Source organism: Stenotrophomonas sp. PUT21 (assembly GCF_052232875.1).
Taxonomy (GTDB): domain Bacteria; phylum Pseudomonadota; class Gammaproteobacteria; order Xanthomonadales; family Xanthomonadaceae; genus Stenotrophomonas; species Stenotrophomonas maltophilia_N.
On record NZ_CP197645.1, the window covers coordinates 3802838 to 3826091 of the forward strand.

General features: G+C 68.7%; 21 protein-coding genes. 12 read left to right on the forward strand and 9 right to left on the reverse strand.

Annotation, left to right across the window (positions count from 1 at the left end; all coding sequences use genetic code 11):
* Positions 1–26 precede the first annotated feature (26 nt).
* On the reverse strand, positions 27–1544 hold the full coding sequence (locus tag ACTT2I_RS17145) for an alpha/beta hydrolase (RefSeq protein WP_421098787.1): 1518 nt from the start codon (positions 1542–1544) through the stop codon (positions 27–29).
* Positions 1545–1949: 405 nt separating this feature from the next.
* Between ACTT2I_RS17145 and ACTT2I_RS17150 the strand changes: the two genes are divergently transcribed.
* Positions 1950–2261 carry a hypothetical protein gene (locus tag ACTT2I_RS17150; protein WP_088433474.1) on the forward strand — a complete coding sequence of 104 codons (312 nt, stop codon included), beginning with the start codon at positions 1950–1952 and terminating at the stop codon, positions 2259–2261.
* 92 nt (positions 2262–2353) lie between these two features.
* On the opposite strand, the gene ACTT2I_RS17155 is transcribed toward ACTT2I_RS17150, so the two are convergent.
* Positions 2354–3523 (reverse strand): GGDEF domain-containing protein, encoded by a 1170-nt coding sequence (locus ACTT2I_RS17155; RefSeq protein ID WP_421098786.1) that lies wholly within the window; start codon positions 3521–3523, stop codon positions 2354–2356.
* 268 nt (positions 3524–3791) lie between these two features.
* On the opposite strand from ACTT2I_RS17155, the gene ACTT2I_RS17160 reads away from it, so the two are divergent.
* Complete coding sequence (locus tag ACTT2I_RS17160) at positions 3792–4961, forward strand: lytic polysaccharide monooxygenase (protein WP_421098785.1); 1170 nt, start codon at positions 3792–3794, stop codon at positions 4959–4961.
* Between the two features lie 87 nt (positions 4962–5048).
* On the opposite strand, the gene ACTT2I_RS17165 is transcribed toward ACTT2I_RS17160, so the two are convergent.
* A complete protein-coding gene (locus tag ACTT2I_RS17165) occupies positions 5049–5798 on the reverse strand; it encodes a ferredoxin--NADP reductase (RefSeq protein ID WP_088433471.1) in 750 nt (249 codons plus the stop codon).
* 104 nt (positions 5799–5902) lie between these two features.
* On the opposite strand from ACTT2I_RS17165, the gene ACTT2I_RS17170 reads away from it, so the two are divergent.
* The 4 genes from ACTT2I_RS17170 to ACTT2I_RS17185 are packed head-to-tail and all read left to right on the forward strand — an operon-like array spanning position 5903 to position 9499.
* The gene (locus ACTT2I_RS17170; protein ID WP_088433470.1) at positions 5903–6862 is read left to right on the forward strand and encodes an ABC transporter ATP-binding protein; all 960 of its coding nucleotides are present in this window, start codon (positions 5903–5905) and stop codon (positions 6860–6862) included.
* A complete protein-coding gene (locus ACTT2I_RS17175; RefSeq protein ID WP_070426185.1) occupies positions 6859–7659 on the forward strand; it encodes an ABC transporter permease in 801 nt (266 codons plus the stop codon). The genes ACTT2I_RS17170 and ACTT2I_RS17175 overlap by 4 nt, the downstream gene beginning before the upstream one ends.
* Positions 7659–8597 (forward strand): 2-dehydropantoate 2-reductase, encoded by a 939-nt coding sequence (gene panE, locus ACTT2I_RS17180; protein ID WP_293980750.1) that lies wholly within the window; start codon positions 7659–7661, stop codon positions 8595–8597. The genes ACTT2I_RS17175 and panE overlap by 1 nt, the downstream gene beginning before the upstream one ends.
* A gap of 5 nt (positions 8598–8602) precedes the next feature.
* Positions 8603–9499: an epimerase gene (locus ACTT2I_RS17185; RefSeq protein WP_088433469.1), complete on the forward strand. Its 897-nt coding sequence runs from the start codon at positions 8603–8605 to the stop codon at positions 9497–9499.
* Between the two features lie 41 nt (positions 9500–9540).
* On the opposite strand, the gene ACTT2I_RS17190 is transcribed toward ACTT2I_RS17185, so the two are convergent.
* Positions 9541–10338 (reverse strand): TatD family hydrolase, encoded by a 798-nt coding sequence (locus ACTT2I_RS17190; protein WP_088433468.1) that lies wholly within the window; start codon positions 10336–10338, stop codon positions 9541–9543.
* Positions 10339–10442: 104 nt separating this feature from the next.
* On the opposite strand from ACTT2I_RS17190, the gene hrpB reads away from it, so the two are divergent.
* A complete protein-coding gene (gene hrpB, locus ACTT2I_RS17195) occupies positions 10443–12947 on the forward strand; it encodes an ATP-dependent helicase HrpB (protein WP_421098784.1) in 2505 nt (834 codons plus the stop codon).
* A gap of 181 nt (positions 12948–13128) precedes the next feature.
* The gene (locus ACTT2I_RS17200; protein WP_019185464.1) at positions 13129–13518 is read left to right on the forward strand and encodes a hypothetical protein; all 390 of its coding nucleotides are present in this window, start codon (positions 13129–13131) and stop codon (positions 13516–13518) included.
* Between the two features lie 56 nt (positions 13519–13574).
* Here the strand turns inward: ACTT2I_RS17200 and ACTT2I_RS17205 are convergent, their stop codons facing one another.
* A complete protein-coding gene (locus ACTT2I_RS17205; protein WP_293980816.1) occupies positions 13575–14117 on the reverse strand; it encodes a pseudouridine synthase in 543 nt (180 codons plus the stop codon).
* A 94-nt stretch (positions 14118–14211) separates the two neighbouring features.
* Entirely contained in the window at positions 14212–15072 is an 861-nt protein-coding gene (locus ACTT2I_RS17210; RefSeq protein WP_088433466.1) for a class I SAM-dependent methyltransferase, read from the reverse strand.
* A 174-nt stretch (positions 15073–15246) separates the two neighbouring features.
* Here ACTT2I_RS17210 and ACTT2I_RS17215 point away from each other — a divergent pair, with 174 nt between their 5' ends.
* Positions 15247–16206, forward strand: coding sequence for an aldo/keto reductase (locus ACTT2I_RS17215; protein WP_293980757.1), 960 nt, complete (start codon positions 15247–15249; stop codon positions 16204–16206).
* Positions 16207–16299: 93 nt separating this feature from the next.
* Here ACTT2I_RS17215 and ACTT2I_RS17220 read toward each other — a convergent pair whose 3' ends face one another.
* Both ACTT2I_RS17220 and ACTT2I_RS17225 read right to left on the reverse strand, forming a co-directional pair.
* The gene (locus tag ACTT2I_RS17220) at positions 16300–17208 is read right to left on the reverse strand and encodes an NAD(P)/FAD-dependent oxidoreductase (RefSeq protein ID WP_293980759.1); all 909 of its coding nucleotides are present in this window, start codon (positions 17206–17208) and stop codon (positions 16300–16302) included.
* Entirely contained in the window at positions 17198–17650 is a 453-nt protein-coding gene (locus ACTT2I_RS17225; protein WP_293980761.1) for an Rrf2 family transcriptional regulator, read from the reverse strand. Before ACTT2I_RS17225 ends, ACTT2I_RS17220 begins: the two co-directional genes overlap by 11 nt.
* Positions 17651–17831: 181 nt before the next feature.
* Here ACTT2I_RS17225 and ACTT2I_RS17230 point away from each other — a divergent pair, with 181 nt between their 5' ends.
* Positions 17832–19964, forward strand: a complete 2133-nt coding sequence (locus ACTT2I_RS17230) for a methyl-accepting chemotaxis protein (protein ID WP_421098783.1) — start codon at positions 17832–17834, stop codon at positions 19962–19964.
* A 30-nt stretch (positions 19965–19994) separates the two neighbouring features.
* Here the strand turns inward: ACTT2I_RS17230 and ACTT2I_RS17235 are convergent, their stop codons facing one another.
* Positions 19995–20897 (reverse strand): LysR substrate-binding domain-containing protein, encoded by a 903-nt coding sequence (locus tag ACTT2I_RS17235; RefSeq protein ID WP_421098782.1) that lies wholly within the window; start codon positions 20895–20897, stop codon positions 19995–19997.
* A 126-nt stretch (positions 20898–21023) separates the two neighbouring features.
* On the opposite strand from ACTT2I_RS17235, the gene ACTT2I_RS17240 reads away from it, so the two are divergent.
* Both ACTT2I_RS17240 and dkgB read left to right on the forward strand, forming a co-directional pair.
* A complete protein-coding gene (locus tag ACTT2I_RS17240; RefSeq protein WP_088433461.1) occupies positions 21024–22238 on the forward strand; it encodes an MFS transporter in 1215 nt (404 codons plus the stop codon).
* 163 nt (positions 22239–22401) lie between these two features.
* The gene (gene dkgB, locus ACTT2I_RS17245) at positions 22402–23205 is read left to right on the forward strand and encodes a 2,5-didehydrogluconate reductase DkgB (RefSeq protein ID WP_088433460.1); all 804 of its coding nucleotides are present in this window, start codon (positions 22402–22404) and stop codon (positions 23203–23205) included.
* The last annotated feature ends 49 nt before the right edge of the window (positions 23206–23254 follow it).

The following is a 23254-nucleotide window of genomic DNA, read 5'->3' on the forward strand; positions in this document are numbered from 1 at the left end:
CTCCCCGGTGCGGTACGAGGAACGGTTCATGGGGCCCATCCGTTGAACGAGGTGAACGCCGGCACCGGGCTGAGCGTGTCCAGGCAGGTGGCATCGAGCGATTTGGCGTCGGTGGTGTCGATGAACTGACCGAGGATGCGTGGCATGCAGCCCGCGTTGATCGTGCCGTGGCCCTGGCCCTTTGCCAGCAGGTGGCGCCCGTTCGGCAGCTGCTTGACGACCTGCTCGGCATAACGCGGCGGGGTCACTGGATCGAACTGGCCCGACAGCAGCAACACCGGCAACGATGAAGCGAACGGCGCGTTGAAATCCTTCGGCCGCGAACCGGCGTTCCACGCCGGGCACGCCGCGAAGAACATGCGCGCCACTTCCGGGCCCAGCACGCGGTCGCCCTGCGCGCCCTCCTGATAGCGGTCGGCATCTTCAGCACACAGCACCGACCACTGCATGCCACGGTTCATCTGCACGCCCAACGTACGGCTGGCCATCTTGCTCAGCGACATCAGCGGCGCATAGCGGCCCTGCGCGGCTTCATCGAGCATCACCGGCAGCAGCGAGGACAGCTCGGGCATGTACGAGAACATGAAGGCCAGTCCGGTCACCGAATCGGCGGTCAATACATCGCGTTCGGCCTGGCCGGTCCCGGGATTGCGGTACTCGACCTCGACCGGCGCCTTCGCCAGCGTCGCCATGACGTTGCGCAGCTGGGTGCGGGTATCGACCGGGAAGCGCTTGGCACAGATCGGGTCCTGGCGGCACTGTGCCGACTGCAGGGTGATCGCATCTTCGAAGGTATTGGCGAAATCGCCGCCGACCACCAGGTCGTTCGGCACCACGCCATCGATCACGACCGTGCGGGTGTGCTGCGGATAGTGCGCGGCATACTGCTGTGCCACGCGCGTGCCATAAGAACCGCCGATCACATTGATCTTGTCCACGCCCAGTGCCTTGCGCACCGTATCGAGGTCGCCGATGGCTTCGGTAGTGGTGTAGAAGCGCGTATCGGCGCGACCGGTCAGCGACTGCGCGCAGCGGCGGGCATAGTCTTCGATCAGGCCCGCGCTCGGCGCAGCGTTCTCATCCAGCGGCAGTTCCTTGCCCTGTGCATCCAGGCAGGTGAGCGGGTTGGATTTGCCGGTGCCGCGTTGATCGATCAGGAAGATATCGCGCTGCTTGCGCACATCGCGCAGCGCCAGGTTCACCGGCGCGGCCACTTCCGTCGCGGCCTGGCCAGGCCCGCCGGCAAGGAAGAAGACCGGGTCGGCCTTGCCGGCACCGTCATTGCCGGCCTCCAGCCAGGCGATGTTCAAGCCGATTTTGCGGCCACCAGGTTCGGCGGGGTTCTCCGGTACCTGCAGCGTGGCGCACTGCGCCTCGACGTTCGCGCTGGCCTGCGCACTGGTCAGGGTGCAGGGCTGGAACGCGAGCGTTCCGTACAGGCGTTGAGCGCCAGCAGCGCCGGATGCATCGTCCGGCACCGGCGCACAGCCGGCACACAGGGCGGCGACCAGCACGACGGCCAGCCTCAGGTGGTGTGTAGACATCTTCCGTACTTCCCCTTGTTGAAGGTCATGCCACCACGACGTGCAGGCGTGGCCGATGTGACTCAACTTACACGCCCGGGCCCGTACCGGGGAAGGCGGCGCCCCACTCGCGGCCTCCCTCGGGAGGAAGTATCGGTGCCGTCCTGCGCAGGATGTCGCATTCGGCCGCAGCGCGACGAGCGTCGATGCGTGGTTTGTGCGTGTCGGCACTATCGGAACGTGACGCTCTATAAGCGCGGCGGATCGCCCTGATCACAGTTCGGCACGTTGCCGACGATTTGTGCCGTGGTTCCCTTCTGCGGTGACAGCAATGGATTCGATAGTCCCCGCTCCAGCGGCGGCCGGCGCCGCGCGTGTTCCGCCGGCCGGGTTGGACGCACCCTTCTCTGCAACAGGACATCGAACATGAACAAGACGATTCTTGCTTTCCCCCTGCTGCTGGCGGCCGTCTTCGCCAGCCCGGCGGCCTCCGCCGATACCGCAGACGGCAAACGAGCGACGGTGCAGGAATGCCGCGCTTACTGGAACATCTCGCCCGCCGCCTCCAGCCAGCGCTGCGTCGTCCAGACCATCAGCCCGTATGGTGCGGATGGCTGCACCATCACCGCCAATTGCCCCTACAACGGCCAGTGGATCACCAGCGGCGCAACCGTCACCGACAAGTGGGAACTGGGCCGCCTGAAGAACTGCTCGGGCTGGCTGGGCACCAACTGCTGAGCGTGGCCGGCGCCGCCCAGCGCGGGCCAGGCGCCTGACCCGCGTCCCAGCCTGAGGACCACGTCGCCCTGCAGACGGCAGGGCGACGTCTCTCACGGGGCGCTCAGTGCCGCCGCGCTGATGGTGCGGTCCCGGCCCTCGGCCTTGGCCCGGTACAGCGCGGCATCGGCCTCACCCAGCAGGCGGGCCATGTCGCCTGTGCCCTGATCGATCGCCAGACCGATGCTGGCCGTCACCGGCACCGGCAGGCCGTCGAGCCGCGCGGGCGACTCACGCAGCGCCTGCCGCAGGCGATCGGCGCACTGCCGCGCCTGGTCCTGATCCGCCCCTGGCAACAGCAGCACGAACTCCTCGCCGCCATAGCGGCCCAGCAGATGCGCCCGATCGGCGACACAGGCGCTCAGCACGTCGGCGACATGGCGCAGCACCGCATCGCCGGCCAGATGGCCCCAGCGGTCGTTGATCTGTTTGAAGTGGTCCACGTCCAGCAGCAGCAAGGCCAGCGGCCGGGCCGGGCGGCGACTGAGGTGCAGCAGGGTGGCGCCGTCGGCCAGCACCGCCCCACGGTTGAGCAGGCCGGTCAGCACGTCGGTGCGCGCCAGTCGCTGCAGGTCGACCAGCATGCGCTCCACCAGCAGCAGCACCAGTGCGAAGCAGCGCGCCAGCTCCAGGATCAGCCCGACCAGATAGGTTGCAAACACCGGCGACCCCGCGCGCATGATGTCCTCGCCTGCATCCGGCGCCACCGGCAGGAACAGACGCACCAGGTACAACAGGGTCTGTGCGGCGAACACCGCCGCCGCCAGCCGGCAACTGGTGCGCTGCGCCGGCGGTGCATGCCGCAGCAGCAGCCACGTCATCCAGCCATTGAGCAGCACCGCGAACACGCTGAACACATGCAGCCGGATGACCAGGCTGGGATGGACCACCAGGAAAAAGGCGATGGCACCAAGGTAAATGGCCGCCAACGCCACGGGCTGCCACGCCGGCAGGCGATGACCAAGATGGCGCGCTACGCCATACAGCATCAGTACGCCGGACAGCGCCACCGCGACGTTGCCCGAGAGGATGCCGGCGACCTGGGGCAGGTACGGCCGCAGCGCGACCAGGGTCAGGCTGACCGACAGCATCCACAGGCTGGCCGTCCACAGCCGCAGCGCAGGCTGCCGACGCAGCACCAGCAGCAGCAACGAGAAACCCATCGCGATGCCCAGGCACAACAGGAAGCCGAGCACGGCGATGGTGGGGAAATCCAGGGGCATCGTGTCAGCCAGGCGGAAGCGGGGCGCGGCGCATCTTACCGCCCGCCGCGCCGTGGCGCTGCCCGGCCACACACGCGGTGGTGCAGGCGCGCGGCGGTCTGCCGGACGCAGCGCGCAGATGCCCGCGAATTTTCAGATTCGTTGCATTCCGGTCCGCCCTTCGCGCCCGGAGACTGACTCGACTGCTTTCGACCGCCCCGGGCACCGTGGCCACGCGCCCGCGCTGCCGCGGGTCGGAGCACGCCTGCCCTTCTTTGATGGAAACCACATGTCCCACCACCCTCGTCATCCCCACGTGCTGCTGGCGCTGTCGCTCGCACTCGGTGGCCTGACCGTCTCCAGCGCCGCGCTGGCGCACGGCACCATGGTCACCCCGCAGAGCCGCGTCTATACCTGTTTCCAGGGCAATCCCGAGAACCCGACCAACCCGGCCTGCGCCGCGGCCAAGGCGGTTGCCGGCCCGCAGCCGTTCTACGACTGGATGGGTATCAACCAGGCCGCCGCCAACGGCAACCACCAGGCCGTGGTGCCCGATGGCAAGCTGTGCAGCGGCAACAACCCGACCTTCCGCGGCCTGGACCTGGCCCGCGACGACTGGCAGGCCACCCCGATCCACGGCGACGCCAACGGCCGCTACACCTTCGAGTTCAAGGCACCGGCCCCGCACGCTACCCGCGAGTGGAAGTTCTACGTCACCCGCGAGGGCTGGCAGCCGGGCACCGCGCTGCGCTGGGGCGACCTGGAAGCGTTCTGCACCCTGGGCAATACGCCGTTGTCGGCCGATGGCACCTACAAGCTGGACTGCCCGCTGCCCAAGCGCACCGGTCCGCACATCATCTACAACACGTGGCAGCGCTCGGATTCGGCCGAAGCCTTCTACACCTGCATGGACGTGAAGTTCGAGGGCGGCGGCAGCGGCACCCCGCCGGTCTGGCTGGATGCCGGCGCATTGACCGCCCGGGGGGACCTGCCGGTTGGCAGCGAACTGGAACTGCGCGTGTTCAAGGCCAACGGCAGCGATGCCGAGCGCATCAAGACCACCCTGGCCGCCGGCCAGACCTCGGCAGCGCAGTGGCCGCTGCAGCTGGCCCGCCGGGTCAACGCCAGCGCCAGCCGGGCCCGGATCGGTGTGATGCGCAACGGGGTGATCACCCCGGTCGCCTCGGCCACCGCCAACCGCGTGTACCTGCAGCGCGGGTTGAGCCATCAGCTCGACGTGCGCCTGCCGAACATCGATCCGCCGCCGGTCGGTGACTACGACCATGTCTATCCGGCCGGCATCGGCAGCTACGTGCCGGGCCAGACCGTGGTCAAGGGGACCGATGGCAAGCTCTATGCCTGCCGCCCGTTCCCGGAAGGCGCCTGGTGCAACATCAATGCGGACGCGTACCGCCCGGGCACCGGCTCGGCCTGGCGCGATGCCTGGATTCCGTACTGAGCCATGACGGCACCCGGGGTGAGGGCGCGGCCTTCATCCCGGGCAGCGCTGGGCGGCCGCGCCATGCGGTGCAGCCGCCGGGCGCGGTCATTTGCTGCTGACGTACTTCTCGCGGCGCACCTGCGGCGTGGGCAGGCCGGCCTCTTTGAGCGTCTCGAAGGTCGCATCGACCATGTCCGGGTTGCCGCACAGGTAGGCGATATCGGTGGCCGGGTTCGGGGCGAACTCGGCGAGATGCTGCTGCACGTAGCCGTGGCGCACGTCCGGATGCGGGTTCTCCGGCAGCTCGCGGGACAGGCACGGCACGTAGCGGAAGCCCGGGTGGGCCTCGGCGAAGGCCCGGAAGTCGTCGCTGTAGAGCAGTTCGGCCGGCGTGCGGGCGCCCTGCAGCAGGACCACCTCCACGCCACGCTCGGCCATGGCGGTGGCCAGCAACGGCAGCATCGACCGGTACGGGGTGACCCCGGTGCCGGTGGCGATCAGCAGGTAGCGGGCATTGTGGTCGCCCGGCTGCAGGCAGAACCGGCCGAACGGGCCACTGGCACTGACGTGGCCGCCGATATCCAGGCCCTCGAACAGCGAGGTGGCGGCCCCGCCGGGGACGAAGCTGACCGCGATATCGACCGCATCGCCCGCGCCGAGGGCGTGATCATGAATGGTCGCCAGCGAATAGCTGCGCTTGGTAGCGGTGCCGTCGGCGTACTCGAAATGGACCTGGATGAACTGACCGGGCTGGAAATCCAGCGGCTGGCCGTCATCACGCAGGAACTGGTAATGGCCGACGGTCGGGGCCAGCATGCGCCGGTCGACCAGTTTGAGGGGGAATTGAGCAGGCACGACTTTTCGGGACAGTGTGTAGCCGGGGCAAGCCCTCGGGGTCTTCTATAATAGCCGCTCCCCGCCCCTATCCAGCGCCAGCCCATAGGCGCGAAGGCAAGAGCTTGGCTTCCCAGAACACTCCCGCGCCCACCGCCGTGCCCGCCCTGCGGGTGCGTGACCTCCGCAAAACCTACGATAACGGCACCCAGGCGCTGAAGGGCGTCTCGCTGGACGTGGCCCCGGGCGACTTCTTCGCCCTGCTGGGCCCCAACGGCGCCGGCAAGTCGACCCTGATCGGCATCATCAGCTCGCTGGTGAACCTGAGCGAAGGCCAGGTCGAGGTATTCGGCAGCGACCTGGTGCGCAACCGCAGCGCCACCATGCGCCTGATCGGCCTGGTCCCCCAGGAGATCAACTTCAACCTGTTCGAAAAGCCCTTCGACATCCTGGTCAACTACGCCGGCTTCTATGGCGTGGCGCGTGCCGAGGCCGAGAAGATGGCCGAAGAAGAGCTCAAGCGCGCCCACCTGTGGGACAAGGCGCAGGTGATGAGCCGCACCCTGTCCGGCGGCATGAAGCGCCGGCTGATGATCGCCCGCGCGATGATGACCCGCCCGCGCCTGCTGATCCTGGATGAGCCGACCGCCGGCGTGGACATCGAGATCCGCCGCGACATGTGGCGCGTGCTCAAGGAGATCAACGCGGCCGGCACCACGATCATCCTGACCACGCATTACCTGGAAGAAGCCGAGCACCTGTGCCGGAACCTGGCCATCATCAACCACGGCCAGATCGTCACCCAGGGCCCGATGCGCGAACTGCTGGCCAAGCTGGACGTGGAGGGCTTCCTGTTCGACATCGACGGCAGCCTGCCGGCCCAGCTGCCGGAGATCGACGGCGCGATCCTGATCGCCACCGACAGCCACACGCTGGACGTGGACATGCCGCGCGCGATGGACCTCAACCGCGTGTTTGACGCCTTGAACGCCGCCGGTATCCGCGTGCGTTCGATGCGCACCAAGAGCAACCGCCTGGAGGAGCTGTTCGTGCGCCTCACCGGCAACCAGGAGAACGTGGCATGAGCAGCATCCCGACCCCGGTCCTGACCGACGGCCAGCGCAACCGCATTGCCCTGATGACCATCGTGCGCCGCGAAGTGGCGCGTATCCTGCGCATCTGGGGCCAGACCCTGGTGCCGCCGGCGATCACCATGACCCTGTACTTCCTGATCTTCGGCGGCCTGATCGGCTCGCGCGTGGGCGAGATGGGGGGTTACAGCTACATGCAGTTCATCGTGCCGGGCCTGGTGATGATGAGCGTGATCCAGAACAGTTACGGCAACATCAGCTCCTCGTTCTTCGGCGCCAAGTTCGGCCGCCACGTGGAAGAGCTGCTGGTCAGCCCGATGCCCAACTGGGTGATCCTGTGGGGCTATGTCTCCGGTGCGGTGCTGCGCGGCCTGATGGTCGGCGTGATCGTGCTGATCATCGCCATGTTCTTCACCCCGGTGCGCATCCCGCATCCGCTGGTGACGCTGACCACGGTGCTGCTGGGCGCGACGATCTTCTCGCTGGCCGGCTTCATCAACGCGGTGTACGCCAAGAAGTTCGATGACGTGGCGATCGTGCCGACCTTCATCCTGACCCCGCTGACCTACCTGGGCGGCGTGTTCTATTCGGTGAAGCTGCTGCCGACCTGGGCCGAAGCGGCCACCCACGCCAACCCGATCTTCTACATGGTCAACGCCTTCCGTTACGGCCTGCTGGGCACCAGCGACGTGCCGCTGTGGGTGGCCTACGCGCTGATGATCGGCTTCGTGGTCGCCCTGACCGCGCTGGCGCTGTGGCTGCTGAAGCGTGGCGTGGGGATGCGCAGCTGATGCGCATCCTGATCCTCGGTGCCGGCGGGACCGGCGGATACTTCGGTGGTCGCCTGGCCCAGGCCGGCGTGGACGTGACCTTCCTGGTGCGCCCGGCGCGCGCGGCGCAGCTTGCGCGCGAGGGCCTGGTGCTGCGCAGTCCGCTGGGCGATGCGGCGTTCCCGGTCCAGCACGTCACCGCCGAGGCGCTGCCTGCGCTGGCGAGCGCTGAACCCTTCGACCTGGTGATCCTGAGTTGCAAGGCCTACGACCTGGCCAGTTCGATCGAGGCGATCGCCCCGGCGGTCGGCCCGCGCACCACGGTGCTGCCGATCCTCAACGGACTGCGCCATTACGCCGATCTCGACGCGCGCTTCGGCCGCGACGCGGTGCTGGGCGGGCTGTGCTTCATCAGCGCGACCAAGGCCAGCGACGGCGCGGTGGTGCATCTTGCGCCGGCGGCCAAGCTGACCTTCGGCGAGCGCGACGGCACCGGCAGCAGCGCGCGGGTGCTCGCACTGGCGGCAGCCTGCGTACAGGCGGGCGTGGACCACGTCGCCACCGATGCGATCGGCCAGGAACAGTGGATCAAGTACACCTTCCTGACCACGCTGGCGGCGGCGACCTGCCTGATGCGCGCCGATGTCGGCACGATCGTGGCCACCGATGACGGCGCGGCGATCGTGCGCGGCCTGTACGCGGAGTGCGTGGCGGTTGCCGAGGCGGCCGGCGAGCCGATCCCGGCCAAGGCGCGCGAGATCGCACTTGCCGCGACCACCCAGGCCGGCTCGGCGTTGAAGGCGTCGATGCTGCGCGATCTGGAAGCCGGCCAGCAGGTCGAGGCCGAGCACATTGTCGGCGACATGCTGGTGCGCGCACGTGCAGCCGGCCAGCCGGCACCGCTGCTGGCCGTGGCTTACGCACACCTGCAGGCCTACCAGCAGCTGCGCAGCGCCTGAGCGCCATGCCGACCGCGCTGCCGGCCCGCGTGCTGGTGCTGGGCCTGGGCTACAGCGCCCGGCATCTGGCCGCGCGGCTGCACGCGCACGGCGTGGCCTGCAGCGGCACCGTGCGTGATCCGGCGAGTGCGCCGGCGGATGGGCTGCTCCGCCACCGTCTGGTGGCAGGCGAACCGATCAGCGCGGGCCTGTGCGAGGCGATCCGCACGGCCGAGGCCATCGTCTGCTCCGTGCCACCGGATGCAGACGGTGACCCGGCCCTGCGCCTGCTCACCGATGCGCTGAGCGACACCCCCGCCCTGCGCTGGGTCGGCTATCTCTCCTCCACCGCGGTTTACGCCGACCGCGATGGCGGTTGGGTCAACGAGACGTCTGCCGCCGATGCAACCGATGCGACCGCCCTGAAGCGCCTGCGCGCGGAACAGCAGTGGCAGGCGTTCGCGCAGGCCCGCGGCATCGCCTCGGCGGTGTTCCGGCTGCCGGGCCTGTATGGGCGCGGGCGCAATGCGTTGGTGCAATTGGCGCAAGGCAAGGCGAAGCAGGTGGTGCGGCCGGGGCTGGTCTTCAACCGGCTGCACGTGGAGGACCTGGCCAGCGGCGTGCTCGCGGCGATGCAGCGGCCTGCAGGCGCTGCGCTCCATCTGCTGAGCGATGACGAACCGGCGCCGCCACAGGACGTGGTGGCCTACGCCGCGGCGCTGAGTGGACTGCCGCTGCCCGTCGTGCAGGCGTGGGACGCACCCGAGGTGGCCGCCTCACTGCGCCGCTTCTACACCAGCAACAAGCGCATCGATGGCCACGCCACGCGCGCGGCACTGCAGTGGCAGCCACGGTTCACCACGTACCGCGAAGGGCTGGACGATGCGTGGGCCCACGGCGACGGACGCCCTGCCCTGCGGTAGGGTCCGACACGCGTACCGACCAACGGTCGGTACCTACCTTCTCAAGCCGCGTCAGGCAGCCGGAAGAACGCGCGCGTCGCGGCAGTGGCGTGGGCAGCCGTGACCTCCACGGCTTCGCCACGATCCCGCGCCAGCTCGTCGACGATATGCGACAGGAACATCGGCTCGTTGCGGCGGTCCTTCGGCAATGGCTTGAGCGTGCGTGGCAGCAGGTAGGGTGCGTCGGTCTCGATCATCAGGCGGTTGGCCGGGATGTGCTTGACCAGTTCGCGCAGGTGCGCGCCGCGGCGTTCATCGCACAACCAGCCGGTGATGCCGATGTACCAGTCCTGGTCCAGGTAATCGAACAGTTCCTGCCGCTCGCCGGTGAAGCAGTGCACCACCGCCGGGCCCAGCTTGCCGTCGAAGTTCTTCATCTGCGCCATGAAATCGGCGTGCGCATCGCGCTGGTGCAGGAACAGCGGCTTGCCGTTCTCGGCGGCGAGCTGCAGCTGACGCTCGAAGGCACGGTGCTGCGCCGGGCGCGGCGAAAAATCGCGGAAGTAGTCCAGCCCGCACTCGCCCACCGCCACCACCTCGGCATGCGCGTGCAGCGCGCGCATCTCCGCGTCGCACTCGTCGGTGTATTCCACCGCATGGTGCGGATGCACGCCGGCGGTCGCGTACAGGAACCCGGGATGCTGGCGGGCCAGCGCCAGCGCCATGGGCGAATGCTCGCGGCTGGCGCCGGTGATCACCATCTGCACCACTCCGGCCTCGCGCGCACGCGCCAGCACGGCGTCGCGGTCGCGATCGAAGGAGTCGTGGGTGAGGTTGGCGCCGATATCGATCAGTTGCATGGGGGCTACAAGGGCGAATGAACCCGCCCATTCTACCGTGCTGCCCCGCGATGCCCCGGCGTGCACGTCTCGCCGCCCTCGCCTGCGCCCCGTATCCTTGCCGCATGACGCCCCCGATGTTCCCGATTTCCACGCTGCTGCCGCAGCTCCTGACCACGCTGGAGCGCGGCCCCCGGCTGGTGCTGGAAGCGCCGCCCGGCGCCGGCAAGACCACCCAGGTGCCGCTGGCCCTGCTGGATGCCCCGTGGCTGGAAGGCCGCAGGATCATCATGCTCGAGCCACGCCGCGTGGCCGCCCGCAGCGCGGCGCAGTTCATGGCGCGACAGCTGGGCGAGAACGTCGGTGAGACCGTCGGCTATCGCATCCGCTTCGAGAACAGGATTTCCGCGCGGACCCGGATTGAAGTGGTGACCGAAGGCATCCTGACCCGGATGCTGCAGGACGATCCGTTGCTGGAGGGCGTGGGCGCACTGCTGTTCGATGAATTCCATGAGCGCCACCTTGCCGGCGATCTGGGCCTGGCGCTGGCGCTGGATGTGCAGTCGCAGCTGCGCGAGGACCTGCGCATCGTGGTGATGTCGGCCACTTTGGATGGCGAGCGGCTGGCGCAGTTCCTCGATGCGCCCCGGTTGAGCAGCGAAGGCCGCAGCTTCCCGGTGACGATCGCGCATTTCCCCGCACGCCGCGACGAAGCGCTGGAACCGCAGGCGCGCCGTGCGGTGGAGCAGGCGTTGGCCGAGCATCCCGGCGATGTGCTGGTGTTCCTGCCCGGCCAGCGCGAGATCGCGCGCGTGCAGACCGCGCTGCAGTCCGTGCTCGATCCCGCCGTGCAGGTATTGCCGCTGCACGGCGAACTGCCGGTGGACCAGCAATCGCAGGTGCTGCAGCCCGATCTCGGCGGTCGCCGCCGCGTGGTGCTGGCCACCAACGTGGCCGAGTCGTCGGTCACCCTGCCCGGCGTGCGCGTGGTGATCGACGCGGGGCTGGCCCGCGAGCCGCGCTATGACCCCAACAGCGGCTTCGCGCGCCTGGATGTGGTCCACATCGCGCAGGCCTCGGCCGATCAGCGTGCCGGCCGCGCCGGCCGTGTCGCCGAGGGCTGGGCCTGGCGGCTGTGGCCGCAGTCGCAGCGCCTGGAGGCACAGCGTCGGCCCGAGATCGCGCAGGTGGAACTGGCCTCGCTGGCGCTGGAACTGGCCGCCTGGGGCAGTGACGACCTGCGCTTCGTGGATACACCGCCGGCCGGTGCATTGGCCGCCGCCCGTGAACTGCTGCAGCGCCTGGGCGCGCTCAGCGACAGCGGCACGCTGACCCCGCTGGGCCGGCGCATGCTGACCCTCGGCACGCATCCGCGGCTGGCCGCGATGCTGATGGCGGCCGGCACAGGTGCCGAACAGGCCCTGGCCTGCGATCTGGCCGCGCTGGTGGAAGCGCGCGATCCGCTGCGCCAGGGCGGTGATGCGCTCGCCGCGCGGTGGCGTGCGCTGGCCGCGTTCCGTCAGGGGCGCGTGCCGCACGATGCCAACCGCGGTGGCCTGGCCACCATCGATGCGGCCAGCAAGCAATGGCGGCGACGCCTGCGCTGTGATGCCGCGCCGCCTGCGTCGGTCGAGGCGCATCAGCTCGGCGACCTGCTCGCGCATGCCTTCCCTGACCGGATCGCCGCCCGCCATCCGACCGATCCGCTGCGCTATCTGCTGGCCAACGGCCGCAGCGCGCGTCTGTTCGATCCCAGCGATCTGCGCGGCGAGCCGTGGCTGGTGGCCGTGGAGCTGCGCTACGAAGCACGCGACGCGTTGCTGCTGCGCGCCGCGCCGGTGGACGAGAACCGCCTGCGCCGTGATTTCCCCGAACGCTTCACACAGCAAGACGTGGTGCGCTGGGACGGTGAAAAGCGTGCATTGGTCGCGCGACGCGAAACCCGCTTCGACCGCATCGTGCTCGACAGCCGCTCGGCCGGCCGCGTGGATCCGGCGCACGCCGCCAAGGCACTGACCGATGCGGTTGCCGAACTCGGGGTGGATGCACTGCCGTGGACGGAGGGCCTGCGCCAGTGGCAGGCACGTGCACTGGCGGTGCGCGCGTGGATGCCGGAGCTTGACCTGCCGGATGTCTCCGATGCAGCGCTGATGGCGACGCTGCCGGCGTGGCTGACGCCGGCGTTCAACGGCAAGACACGCCTGGACGCGCTCGACGAATCCAGCTTGGGTGACGCGCTGAAATCCCCCCTGCCGTGGGCGCAACGCCAGCTGATCGATCGCCACGCCCCGGTCCGCATCACCGTGCCCTCCGGCATGGAACGTCCGATCCACTACGCGCTCGATGCCGATGGCGTCACGCCGCAGGCGCCGGTGCTGGCCGTCAAACTGCAGGAACTGTTCGGCCTGAGCGACACCCCGCGCATCGCCGATGGCCGCATCCCGCTGACGCTGCATCTGCTCTCCCCTGGCGGCCGCCCGCTGCAGGTCACCCAGGACCTGCGCAACTTCTGGGCGAACACCTACGCGGAAGTAAAGAAGGAAATGAAGGGCCGCTATCCCAAGCATCCATGGCCGGACGATCCGTGGACGGCCACGGCCACGCACCGGGCAAAGCCGCGCGGGACGTGAGCGCGCCCCGGCCGCGATGACGTATCCCCCCATTCATGGCTGTCACCTGACCGGCACCGTCGGTTCCGCTGACTGCACCGCGCCCAGCCGCTACAGTCATGACCTGGCCGTCGCTGGCGGATAACACCGCGTACACGGCCATCGCGCGACACTGGATCAGAACCGAGGCAAAGGACCCCCCATGAGCAGATTGACCGTGATTACCGACCGCGCCCTCGAGCGCGCCCTGGACATCGCCAGCACCGCTGGTGACGGCCTCAAGCATGCCGGCAGCAACCTGCGCCACTTCGGCCCGCAGGCCACCGACTGGATCAAGACCGGCGCCGCCCTCGGCGCGGTCAAGACCGGCAGCAAGGTTGCCGCCAAGGTGGTGCGCCGCAATCCGGCCGTGACCATCGCTGCCGCCGCTGTCGGCGTCGGCCTGCTGGGCTACGCGCTGTACCGCAAGCAGCAGAAGAAGAAGCTCGCCAACGGTGGCGTGGTGAACGGCCAGGCGCAGCGTATCAGCGCCCGCAACCGCCGCAACGACACCGTGGTGGATGAAACCAGCGATATCGGCAGCGACGCCTGATCCGCTGACGCATCACCGCATGCGTATCGAAACCGCCGGCTCCAACCGGCGGTTTTTTACTGTCCGATCTCCCGCCATTGGCCGGGCTGCAGATCGCCGAGCACATGCGCGCCCATGCAGACACGCACCAGCCGCAGCGTCGGCAAGCCGACCGCCGCGGTCATCCGCCGCACCTGCCGGTTGCGGCCTTCGCGCAGCGTGATCGCCAGCCACGCGTCGGGCACGGTCTTGCGGAAGCGCACCGGCGGCGAGCGCGGCCACAGCTCAGGCGACGGTTCCAACCGTTCGACACCGGCCGGCAACGTCGGCCCATCGTTGAGCAGCACGCCACGGCGCAGCGCCTGGACCTGTTCATCGGTCACCGTGCCTTCCACCTGCACCCAATAGGTCTTGTCGGCCTTGTGCCGCGGATCGGTCAACTGATGTGCCAGGGTGCCATCGTCGGTAAGCAGCAGCAGGCCTTCGCTGTCGTAATCCAACCGCCCGGCGGCGTACACCGCCGGCGGCAGGCCGAAGCCGGCCAGCGTCGCGCGCGGCGGCTGGCTGCGGTCGGTGAACTGGCACAGCACGTTGAACGGTTTGTTGAAGGCGATCAGCATCGGGGCAACAGCGGCGGTGGGATGGCCCATTGTCCCATCCCCGTGCCGCCGCCGCGATCCGCGCGGCGTTGGCCGTTGAACGTCGCGCGGTGTCTTACTTGCCCGGCTTCACGAAGCGCAGCGTCATGCGGTCGCTTTCGCCGATCGCCTGGTACTTGGCCTCGTCGGCTGCGTCATGCTGGTTGGTCGGCGGCAGCGTCCACACGCCGTTCGGGTAATCCTTGGTATCGCGCGGGTTGGTGTTGATCTCGCTGCTGCCGGCCAGTTCGAAGCCGGCGGCCTTGGCCATCGCGATCACCTGCTGCTGGCCCACGTAACCGGTCTTGTCGTCGGCCGGCACATCGGCCTTGGCACGATGCTCCACCACGCCGAGCACGCCGCCCGGCTTGAGCACCGAGAAGAAGCCCTTGAACATGCCTTCGGCCTGGCCGCTGCTGCGCCAGTTGTGCACGTTGCGGAAGGTCAGCACCACATCGGCCGAGTTGGCCGGGCCGAACACCGGCGCCTTCGGGTCATAGGCGACCACACGGCTCTTGCCGAACACGGCGGCGTCGCCGGCGAATTTCTTTTCCAGACCGTCGCGGCTGCGCTGCTGGTAGTCGCGGCCACGCCCTTCCGGCACGGCCATCGGGTCGACCACGGCAGCCACGTACTGGCCCTTGTCGTGCAGCAGCGGTGCGAGGATTTCCGAGTACCAGCCGTTGCCCGGGGTGATCTCGATGACGGTCTGGCCCGGCGCGACACCGAAGAACGACAACGTCTGCGCCGGATGGCGGTACGCATCGCGCTTGACGTTGGCCGGATCGCGGCGGCTGTCCTGCACGGCCTTCTGCACGGCCGGGGTGATCGCGACCTGCGCGTTCGGTCCGGCGGGCTTGATCGCCATCGCGGGCGCGGCAAGCATCAGGGTGGAGACGGTGAACAGGCAGGCACAGGTCAACGAACGGGCTTTCATCGGCGGGGCTTCCGGTAGCGGGATGCGGCGAGCCTAGCAGCCAAGCGTGCACAGGTGTTCACAAAACGTTAGTGCGGCGCAGCATTCCGGAACACTGTTTTGTGCCTGCTGCCGCAACGCTGTCACCACCCCGGCCGTATGCTGTGGAAACGATTCCCAGGGAGAACATCACCCATGACTGCTACGCGCGAACTCGGTCGTTCCGGCCTCCATGTTGCCCCCATCGCCTTCGGCGGCAACGTCTTCGGCTGGAGTGCGGACGAGAAGACCTCCTTTGCCCTGCTCGATGCCTTCGTCGATGCCGGCTTCAACCTGGTCGATACCGCCGACGTCTATTCCGCCTGGGTGCCCGGCAACCAGGGCGGCGAATCGGAAACCATCCTGGGCCGCTGGTTCAAACACAGCGGCAAGCGCGACAAGGTGGTGCTGGCGACCAAGGTGGCCAAGTGGTCTGAACACCCCGGCCTGTCCGCCGACACCATCTCCGCTGCGGTGGAGGGCTCGCTGCGCCGCCTGCAGACCGACGTGATCGATCTGTACCAGGCGCACGAAGACGATGAATCCACGCCGCTGGAGTCCACGCTGGCCGCCTTCGGTCGCCTGATCGAACAGGGCAAGGTGCGCGCGATCGGTGCCTCCAACTACAGCGCCGAGCGCCTGCGCGATGCCTTGAAGGTCTCGGCCGACTACAAGCTGCCCCGCTATGAAACGCTGCAGCCGGAGTACAACCTGTACGACCGTGCCGGCTACGAAGCCGGGCTGGAAGCGGTGGTGCGCGAGGCGCAGCTGGGCGTGATCAGCTACTACTCGTTGGCCAGTGGCTTCCTCAGCGGCAAATACCGCAGTGCGGCCGATGCGGGCAAGAGCAGCGCGCGCGGCCAGAGCGTAGTGGACAAGTACGTCAATCCGCGCGGCCTGCGCATCCTTGCCGCGTTGGATGATGTCGCCAGCACGCATGGCGTGAGCCCGTCGCAGATCGCGATCGCGTGGTTGATCGCGCGCCCGGGCATCACCGCGCCGATCGTCAGCGCCACCAGTGTCGAGCAGTTGAAGGATGTGCTGGCGGCCGCGAACGTCGCGCTGTCGGCGCAGGACGTGCAGCAGCTGGATGCGGCCAGCGCCGAACAGGCCTGAGCCCACCGGCAGGGGTGACGCACAGCCGCCGCAGGGCGGCTGTGTGCGTCTGGGGCGGGCGTTCGGTTTCCGGCCCGCCCAAGCTTGCTCGCCTTATCGGCTGGCCCGGCTGTCTTCGGCGACCAGCGCGTGGTGAAGGCTGACGCCGGCGCGCACACCTTCAGCACTGGCCAGGCTGATGTTGCCGACCAGCGTTGCATCGCCCGCGGCATAGATGCCCGGCACGCTGGTCTGCTTGCCTGCATCGACCTGGACCAGCACGCCGATCGGGCTGTCCTCCAGCACGCAGCCCAGTTGCTCCACCAGCGGTGTGGCCATGTGCTGGCGCGCGGTGACGAACAGCGCGCGCAGCTCAACCCGGCGGCCATCGGCGAGCACAGCGGCGCTCAGCGCCGGTGCCTCGCCGTCGAGATCAACCACGGCCTCGTGCTCGATGCTGACCCCGCGATGCTGCAGGGCAGCCAGGTCCTCGGGGGCCAGTGCCATGCCGTGCGCGAACAGGGTGACCTCACCCCAGTCGGCAAGCAACGCGGCCATCGTGGCGGATTTCTCATGCCCGCCCAGCAGGCCGATCGCGCCGCCGCCGATCTCATAGCCATGGCAGTACGGGCAATGCACCACGCTGTGGCCCCAGCGCTCGGCCAGGCCGGGCAGTCCGGGCAGTTCATCGGCGATGCCGGTCGCCAGCAGCAGCTTGCGGGTGGCCCAGGTGTCCCCGTTCGCGGTGCCGACCACGAAGCCATCCACGGTCGGCTGGGCCGTGCTGACCGTGTCGTTGATCCAGCGCACCGTCGGGTAGTCCAGCAGCTGCGCCTTGGCGTTGCGCAGCAGCTCGGCGCCGGCGATGCCGTCCTGGCCGAGGACGCCCTGGGAATGCGCGGCGAACCGGTTGCGCGGCAGGCCGCTGTCGATCACCAGGATCTCGCGGCGCGCACGGGCCAGGATCAGGGCAGCGGACAGGCCGGCGAAACTGCCACCGACGACAATCGCATCAAACGTCATGGGGAACTCCTGCAGCGTGGTGGGCCAGGTGGCGGGCGAATGCCTCGCCCAGCGTGGCCAGGGTGGTGTCGCGCAGGCGGGCCTCGAGCAGGGCCTGGGCCTGGCGGTAACTGTCGTCGAGGGCCTCGCTGACCACGCGCTGCACCGGGCAGCCGCGTCCGGTCTCGCGTGCGCCGGTGTGCAGCAGGGCGGGCGCGCCGATCGCCAGATACACATCGTGCAGGGTGATCTGCGCCGGCGCCCGGGCGAGTTGGGCGCCGCCCCCGTGGCCACGCACGGTGGTCACCAGGCCGCCTTTGTTCAGGGCCGACAGCAGACGCCGGATCACCACGGGATGGGTCGGCAGGCAGGTGGCGAGCTGCTCGGAGGTACGCGGACCGTCCTGGCCGACCAGATGGGCCATCACGTGCAGCGCATCGGAGAATTGGTTGCTGGATTTCATGTAACTACATTAGTTACATATTGATTGCGTGTCCAGTCCTGTTTCGTTCCATGCGCGGTCAAATTTCATCTACACGCGGCCCTCACATCATTGAATGGAACGGTAAGCGTGATTTGCGTCGCACTTCAGGGTGTCCGCCGCAGACCGATACCGCATCGCCCTTCCTTACTTTTGATCTCTCATGACGTCCTCCGCACCGGCGCGTCCACGCGCCCTGAGTCTTCAATTCAAACTGCTGGGCGCGCTGTCGCTCGGCCTGGTCATCATCGTGCTGGCGGCCTTGGCCGGGCTGGGCTCGGCCTGGCGGCACCTGTCGGCCGAGGTGCCCGTCGAGGTCGCCCGCAAGGCGCAGGCCGAGCTGCTGCAGCGCGAGTTCCGGCTGCAGGTGCAGGAGTGGAAAAACGTGCTGATCCGCGGCGCCGATGACGCCCAGCGCGAACGCCACCTGGCCGCGTTCAATGCGGAAGGACGCCGCATTGAAGCCCTGGCCGGCACGCTGGCGACCAGCCGCGACGAACAGACACGCACGCTGGCCAACCGGTTCCTGGCCGAGCACCGCGCATTGGAGGCCCGCTACCGCGGCGCGCTGGAGGCGTTCGCGGCCAGTGGCTATGACACCCGGGCCGGCGACGCGCTGGTGCTCGGGGCCGACCGTGCCGTGGGCACCACCTTGGATGCATTGGCTGCGCGGGCCAGCGAGCGCGCGGCGTACGAGACCAACGCCACCTCCGAGCGCGCACGCGAAGCGTTGGTCGCCTCGGCGATCGTCACGGCGCTGGCGGCGGTGCTGCTGCTGGTCGCGCTTACCGTGTGGCTGCGGCGCGCGGTGATCGCCCCGGTGGTCGCGGTGGAAGCGGCGGCACGCGCGGTGGCACGCGGTGATCTGGAGCATGGCGTGGTGGTGCGCAGCCACGACGAGATCGGTCGCCTCGGCACCGCGATGCGCGCGGTGACCCAGACCCTGAAGGAAGTGCTGGCCGCGCAGGCGACCATGGCACAGCGCCACGACGCCGGTGAGATCAGCTACCGCATGGACGCCACGGCATTCCCCGGCGGCTATGGGCAGATGGTGCGCGACACCAACACCCTGGTCGCCAACCACATCCAGGTGAAGCTGCGGGCGATCGAGATCATGGGCCATTACGCGGTCGGCGATCTGTCGGTGGACATGGAGCGCCTGCCCGGCGAGAAGGCGGTGATCACCCAGGCGCTGGATACGGCCAAGGCCAACCTCGGTGCGATCAATGCCGAGATCAAGCGGCTGGCCGAAGCAGCCGCCGTGGGCGATTTCAGCCAGCGCGGCGATGAAGCGCGTTATCAGCATGACTTCGGTGAGATGGTCGGCGGCCTCAACCGCCTGATGCAGACCACCGAGCAGGACCTGGGCGAGGTCTCGCGCGTGCTGCAGGCGATCGCCGGCGGTGATCTCAGCGCGCGCATGCACGGCGACTTCCATGGCGTGTTCGCGCGCATGCGCGATGACATGGCGCGCACCACCGGTCAGCTGACCACCATCGTCGGCGACATCAAGCAGGCCGCGCAGTCGATCCAGACCGCTGCCGGCGAGATCGCCGCGGGCAACAGCGATCTGTCGCGCCGTACCGAACAGCAGGCGGCCAATCTGGAAGAAACCGCCGCCTCGATGGAGGAACTGACCTCCACCGTGCGCCAGAATGCCGAGCATGCGCGCCAGGCCAACCAGCTCTCGATCAGCGCCGCCTCGGTCGCCTCGCAGGGCGGCGAAGTGGTCGGCCAGGTAGTCACCACGATGGGGGCGATCCAGGCCTCGTCGCGTCAGATCGCGGAGATCATCAGCGTCATCGACGGCATCGCGTTCCAGACCAACATTCTTGCGCTGAATGCCGCGGTGGAAGCGGCGCGTGCCGGCGAACAGGGCCGTGGGTTTGCCGTGGTCGCCAGCGAAGTGCGCACGCTGGCGCAGCGCTCGGCCGGTGCGGCCAAGGAGATCAAGGCGCTGATCGATCAGTCCGTCACCGATGTCGACAGCGGTGCAGCGCTGGTGCGCCAGGCCGGCCAGACCATGGGCGAGATCGTCGGCAGCGTGCAGCGCGTCACCGACATCATGGCCGACATCGCTGCCGCGTCGCAGGAACAGTCGGCCGGGATCGAGCAGGTCAACCAGACCGTGGTGCAGATGGATGAGACCACGCAGCAGAACGCGGCCTTGGTGGAGGAAGCCTCGGCGGCGGCACGCAGCATGGAAGCGCAGGCCGTGGCCTTGAATGCCGCGGTGGATGTGTTCGTGCTGGACGCCGGGCACAGTGCGATGCGCGGATGGGCTCGCGCTGCGTGATCCACGCATGGTGCCGGCCGCTGGCCGGCACTACCGGACGTAGGGCGTGCCGACCATGGCCTCGGCCAGGTGATCGAGGAACGAGCTGATCCGCGCCGAGACCGCCGTGTTGCGGTAGTACACGGCGTGGATCGGCTGGCGGACCTCCACGGTGATATCCGGCAGCACCTGCACCAGCGCGCCGGCTTCGCGGTCGCGGTGGGTCATGAAGTCGGACAGGCTGACGATGCCGACTCCTTCCAGCGCGAGCCGGCGCAGGGTTTCACCGCTGGAGACCGCCACCGCCGGACGGACGTGCAGCAGCGCGTCGGTGGCGCCGGGCAGCGGCCAGTGATTGAGCGAATCGGGCTCGTTGAAGCCCAGCAGGGTGTGCTCGGCCAGCGCCGCCACATCACGCGGGGTGCCGTGCTGCGCCAGATACGCCGGGCTGGCCATCACGCGCAGGCGGCTGTGGGCCAGCGGCCGCGCGTGCAGGGTGGAATCGGCCAACGGCCCGATCCGGATCGCCACATCGGTGCGCCGCTCCAGCAGATCGATGTAGCGCTCGCTGCTGTTGAGTTCCAGCGCCACCTCGGGATAGCGCGCGCGGTAGCTTGCCACCAGCGGGGCGATCACGTGCAGGACGAACGGCATCGCCGCGTCCACGCGCAGGCGTCCGGCCGGGCGCTCGCGGCGTGCGGCGATCTGCTCTTCGGCCGCCTCCACCGAGGCGACGATCGCGCGGGCCTGGGCCAGGAAGGCATCGCCCTCTTCGGTCAGCTGCAGGCGGCGGGTGGTGCGCGTCAGCAGCGTGGTGCCGAGTTTTTCTTCCAGCCGGCCCAGCGCGCGGCTGACGCCGGAGGTGGTCTGGCCCAGCTGTTCGGCGGCGGCGGTGATCGAGCCGCTGTCGATCACGGCGATGAAGGCCTGCATCTCATCGAGGGTGGTTTTCATGGCGGCGGCACGGCGGAGGGGCCCCATTATTGACCATGGGGCAACAGTGATTGGCGTGAAGACCGCTTTTTCCGCAAGAGTGCGGCGCGCAGACTGCGCAGCCTTACTCCCCACCGGTATCCGTCCATGTCCCGTGGTATCCCCTTGGCCTTGTTGGCGCTGACGCTGGGTGCGTACGCCATCGGCACGACTGAATTCGTCATCGTCGGCCTCATCCCGACCATCGCCGCCGACCTCGGCGTCACCCTGCCCTCGGCCGGCCTGCTGGTATCGCTGTACGCGCTGGGCGTGGCGGTCGGTGCGCCGGTGCTCACCGCGCTGACCGGCCGGGTGCCGCGCAAGACCCTGCTGGTGGCGCTGATGCTGCTGTTCACCCTCGGCAACGTGATCGCCTGGATGGCACCGGGCTACGGCTCGCTGATCGTGGCGCGCGTCCTGACCGGCCTGGCGCACGGCGTGTTCTTCTCGATCGGCTCGATCATCGCCACCTCGGTGGTGCCCAAGGAGAAGGCGGCCAGCGCGATCGCGATCATGTTCACCGGCCTGACCGTGGCCCTGGTCACGGGCGTGCCGCTGGGCACCTTCATCGGCCAGCATCTGGGCTGGCGCGCCACCTTCCTTGCGGTCGCCGCGCTCGGCGTGATCGCGCTGATCGGCAGCCTGCTGTTCGTGCCGCGCAACCTGCAGCGCAGCGAGCCGGCCACCTTCGGCCAGCAGCTCTCCGTGCTGGCGCAGCCGCGCCTGCTGCTGGTGTATGCGATCACCGCGCTCGGTTACGGCGGCACCTTCCTGTCCTTCACCTACCTGGCCTCGATCCTGCAGGACGTCACCGGTTTCTCGGCCAATGCGGTCAGTGGCGTGCTGCTGGTCTATGGCGTGTCGGTGGCGATCGGCAATCTGTGGGGCGGCCGCCTGGCCGACCGCCGCGGCCCGATCCCGGCACTGAAGCTGATCTTCGCGCTGCTGGCCGCCGTGCTGTTCGTGCTCACCTTCACCGCCTACAACACCTGGCTGGTGCTGCTGACCGTGCTGGCGCTGGGTGCGGTGGCGTTCGGCAACGTGCCGGGCCTGCAGGTGTACGTGGTCAAGCAGGCACAGCGTTTCGCCCCGCAGGCCGCCGATGTGGCCTCGGGCCTGAACATCGCCGCGTTCAATGTCGGCATCGCCCTCGGTGCTTCGCTGGGTGGCCTGGTGGTCGATCACTTCGGCCTGATGCACACCCCGTGGCTGGGCGCGCTGGTGGTGATGGGCGCCTTCGGCCTGACCGCATTGAGCGGCCGCCTGGATCGCCGCGATGGGGTGGCCGACCGCGCCGAAGGCATCGCCGTGAGTGCGCATTGAGGGATTCCGGTCGCGGACCCGTGACAGCAGCCGACCAACGGTCGGCTCTACCTGACAGCCGAGCAACGATTCGTTTCACGTCACCACAGCCGACCCACGGTCGGCTCTACGTCACTTTACGGTGCACGGCGTAGCCTGCACCTCACCCCACCAAGGAGTTTCCATGAGCATTCCCGCCTTTGGCCTCGGCACCTTCCGCCTGAAGGGCCAGACCGTGATCGACTCGGTGCGCAACGCACTGGACGTCGGCTACCGCGCCATCGATACCGCCCAGATCTACGAGAACGAAGCCGAGGTCGGCCAGGCCATCGCCGAGTCCGGCGTGGCGCGCGATGAGCTGTTCCTGACCACCAAGATCTGGATCGCCAACTTCCACCACGACGCGCTGCTGGAGAGCCTGCGCGAGAGCCTGCGCAAGCTGCGCACCGACCATGTCGAGCTGACCCTGATCCATTGGCCCTCGCCGAAGGATGCCGTGCCGATGGCCGAGTATCTCGGTGCCCTGGCCGAGGCCAAGTCGCAGGGCCTGACCCGGCAGATCGGCATCTCCAACTTCACCATCGCCCAGACCCGCCAGGCGATCGAGATCCTGGGCGCCGACGCGATCGCCACCAACCAGATCGAAGTCCACCCGTACCTGCAGAACCGCGCGTTGATCGCGTTCCTGAAGGACCAGGGCATCCATGTCACCGCGTACATGAGCCTGGCCTACGGCGAAGTGCTCAAGGACCCGGTGATCCAGGCCATCGCCGAGCGCCACCAGGCCACCCCGGCCCAGGTCGCCCTGGCGTGGGCATTGCAGCAGGGCTTTGCGGTGATTCCGTCCTCGACCAAGCGCGAGAACCTGGCCGGCAACCTGCTGGCGGCCGAGCTGCGCTTGAGCGATGAGGACATGGCGCAGATCGCCACGCTGGATCGCGGGCATCGCCTGGCCAATCCGGAGGGGATCGCCCCGGCCTGGGATTGATCGGCAGGGCCCGATGGTTGGTCGGGCGTGGGGTGCGTGCCGACCAACG

Bases quoted from the DNA above. Each gene is read 5' to 3' on its own strand.
- ACTT2I_RS17205 (WP_293980816.1), bottom strand. From the start codon at position 14,117: ATGCTGATCGCCTTCAACAAACCGTTCAACGTGCTGTGCCAGTTCACC.
- ACTT2I_RS17235 (WP_421098782.1), bottom strand. From the start codon at position 20,897: ATGAAAACCACCCTCGATGAGATGCAGGCCTTCATCGCCGTGATCGAC.
- ACTT2I_RS17210 (WP_088433466.1), bottom strand. From the start codon at position 15,072: ATGAAAGCCCGTTCGTTGACCTGTGCCTGCCTGTTCACCGTCTCCACC.
- ACTT2I_RS17215 (WP_293980757.1), top strand. From the start codon at position 15,247: ATGACTGCTACGCGCGAACTCGGTCGTTCCGGCCTCCATGTTGCCCCC.
- ACTT2I_RS17230 (WP_421098783.1), top strand. From the start codon at position 17,832: ATGACGTCCTCCGCACCGGCGCGTCCACGCGCCCTGAGTCTTCAATTC.
- hrpB (WP_421098784.1), top strand. From the start codon at position 10,443: ATGACGCCCCCGATGTTCCCGATTTCCACGCTGCTGCCGCAGCTCCTG.
- panE (WP_293980750.1), top strand. From the start codon at position 7,659: ATGCGCATCCTGATCCTCGGTGCCGGCGGGACCGGCGGATACTTCGGT.
- ACTT2I_RS17160 (WP_421098785.1), top strand. From the start codon at position 3,792: ATGTCCCACCACCCTCGTCATCCCCACGTGCTGCTGGCGCTGTCGCTC.
- ACTT2I_RS17185 (WP_088433469.1), top strand. From the start codon at position 8,603: ATGCCGACCGCGCTGCCGGCCCGCGTGCTGGTGCTGGGCCTGGGCTAC.
- ACTT2I_RS17150 (WP_088433474.1), top strand. From the start codon at position 1,950: ATGAACAAGACGATTCTTGCTTTCCCCCTGCTGCTGGCGGCCGTCTTC.
- ACTT2I_RS17220 (WP_293980759.1), bottom strand. From the start codon at position 17,208: ATGACGTTTGATGCGATTGTCGTCGGTGGCAGTTTCGCCGGCCTGTCC.
- ACTT2I_RS17175 (WP_070426185.1), top strand. From the start codon at position 6,859: ATGAGCAGCATCCCGACCCCGGTCCTGACCGACGGCCAGCGCAACCGC.
- ACTT2I_RS17155 (WP_421098786.1), bottom strand. From the start codon at position 3,523: ATGCCCCTGGATTTCCCCACCATCGCCGTGCTCGGCTTCCTGTTGTGC.
- ACTT2I_RS17240 (WP_088433461.1), top strand. From the start codon at position 21,024: ATGTCCCGTGGTATCCCCTTGGCCTTGTTGGCGCTGACGCTGGGTGCG.
- ACTT2I_RS17145 (WP_421098787.1), bottom strand. From the start codon at position 1,544: ATGTCTACACACCACCTGAGGCTGGCCGTCGTGCTGGTCGCCGCCCTG.
- ACTT2I_RS17200 (WP_019185464.1), top strand. From the start codon at position 13,129: ATGAGCAGATTGACCGTGATTACCGACCGCGCCCTCGAGCGCGCCCTG.
- dkgB (WP_088433460.1), top strand. From the start codon at position 22,402: ATGAGCATTCCCGCCTTTGGCCTCGGCACCTTCCGCCTGAAGGGCCAG.
- ACTT2I_RS17190 (WP_088433468.1), bottom strand. From the start codon at position 10,338: ATGCAACTGATCGATATCGGCGCCAACCTCACCCACGACTCCTTCGAT.
- ACTT2I_RS17225 (WP_293980761.1), bottom strand. From the start codon at position 17,650: ATGAAATCCAGCAACCAATTCTCCGATGCGCTGCACGTGATGGCCCAT.